The following is a 1,989-nucleotide window of genomic DNA, read 5'->3' on the forward strand; positions in this document are numbered from 1 at the left end:
GCCGGCTCCCTGGCCGGAGGCGGTGGACGTCGGCGTGGCACTCGCGCCCGGGGCCGCGCTCGTCGGGGCGGCCGACGCCGAGGGCGCCGTGCTCGCGTCGGGCGCGGTGCTGGCGTCGTCGCTCGGGACGTCGCTCGGTTCGACGCCGGTCTGCTGCAGGTACTGCTGCGGTGCGCCGAGGCCGACGGTCGGCTCGAAGGGGACCCACCCGAGTCCGGCGAAGTACAGCTCGGGCCAGGTGTGCAGGTCGTCGCTGCTGACCCGGAACGCGGCGTCGTCGCCGACGCCCTGCAGGTCGCCCGGCAGGAAGCCCACGGCCACTCGCGACGGGATGCCCAGCGTCCGCGCCATGACGGCCATCGCCGAGGCGAAGTGCACGCAGTACCCGCTGCGGACCTGCAGGAACGTCTCGATCGCGTCGAGGCCGCTGCCGTCGTAGCCGCGCTCGACCGGGGTGTCCTCCGAGTAGGTGAAGTCGCCGTCGCGGAAGAAGTCCTGCAGCTCGACGGCCGCGTCGAAGGGGTTCGCGGAACCGGCCGTCACCTGCGCCGCGAGGTCGGTGACGGACTGCGGCACCTCGTCCACCGAGAGATAGGGCGCCATGTCGGGCCCCGTGTCGTCGAGCGAGGCGACGACCTGCTCGGGGCTGGGATCGACGGGCCGGCTCGTCACCTCGTACTCGAGGCCCTGCGTGCCCTCGGAATCGCTGCGGACGGTGACGCCGCTCTCGTCGACGAACCGCCACCCGTCGTCCAGGCCCTCGATGGTCGCGGGCGGCACCGGCACGGGCAGGTACGGGCTGCGGAGCGCCCCGATCGTGACGTCGGTCGTGACGTCGCGTCGAGCGGTGCCGGGGTCGATGCCGGGAGCGTCGGGCAGCGCGTCGAGCGTGTTGAGCGGGTCGAGCGGCACGTCGGCGGGGCTCCAGGTGCGGCCCGAGAAGTCGACGAGGTCGACGAGCTTGAGGTAGTTGCCCTGCGGGTCGTCGGTCCGGTACGACAGGACGGTGACCGGGGCACCCCGCCGGAGGTCGTCGCCGAGGTCGATGATCGGGTTGACGCCGGTCGCGAGTCCGGTCCCGGTGCCCGAACCGGTCAACGGCGCCACGCCCGTGAGCGGGACGACGGCCGTCAGCAACCCCGCCACGGCGACCGACGCGGCGGCTCCGACGAGGCCGGCGCGCGAGGGTCGTCGGCCGGTGGACACCATCAGCAGCACCAGGAAGGCCAGCACGGTGGCCACCACCCAGGGCCAGCTCGTGACGACGCCCGGGACGAAGGTCGGCACCGCCAGCACGAGGGCGGGGAAGACCCCGGTCACGACCGGCAGCTGCCCCACCGACGACAGCAGGTCGGTGACGACGGCGACGACGAGCACCGAGAGGGCGACCGTGACCAGCAGGCCGTCGTTCACCTCGACGGGGGCCGAGCCCTCGACGATCGCCGCGTTCGCCTGCGCGGACAGCTCGGGGAGGCGCGCGAAGGTGGACCCCGTCGGCACGACGCCCAGCAGGGCCGTGCCGCCCGAGGCGAACGCCGTCGTGACGAGGGCGCCCAGCACCGCCCCACCGACGACGCCCAGCCAGGAGGCGCCCCCCAGCGCCCGCACGACGAGGGAACCGCCCAGCACGACGGCGGCCACCACGGCCCCGGCCACCCACCATCCGATCCCGACGAAGACGGGGTGCAGGCTCGCGAGCGACAGGACGAGCACGAGCCAGAGCAGGGCCGTGGTCTGCCCGCGGACGGCGCCCGTGGGCTCGGCACCGAAGAACCCCGTGCGGGTCGGCGACTCAGTCATCGAGGACTCCCGACGTCGTGATCAGGCGGCCGACGTCGACGCTCGAGTCGGTCTCGACGACCCGCCAGCCCGAGTCGCGCAGCGCACCGGCGACCTCGTCGGGGGCCAGCACGCGGTCGTCGGCCCGAGCACGACCGTCGGCGGGGCGGGTGGGTCGCGAGGTCAGGCCGGCGCCGAGGGGCAGCGCGG

The 1,989-nt window shown here is 74.6% G+C and carries 2 protein-coding genes; both read right to left on the reverse strand.

The window, feature by feature from the left end:
* The coding region (locus IFT36_RS15915; RefSeq protein ID WP_200413652.1) for a transglutaminase TgpA family protein at positions 1 to 1,800 on the reverse strand (1,800 nt) is incomplete at its 3' end.
* The coding region (locus IFT36_RS15920; protein ID WP_200413653.1) for a hypothetical protein at positions 1,793 to 1,989 on the reverse strand (197 nt) is incomplete at its 5' end. The genes IFT36_RS15920 and IFT36_RS15915, both read right to left, overlap by 8 nt.

The sequence above is a fragment of the Frigoribacterium sp. CFBP 13605 genome, from assembly GCF_014839405.1.
Classification (GTDB): Bacteria; Actinomycetota; Actinomycetes; order Actinomycetales; family Microbacteriaceae; genus Frigoribacterium.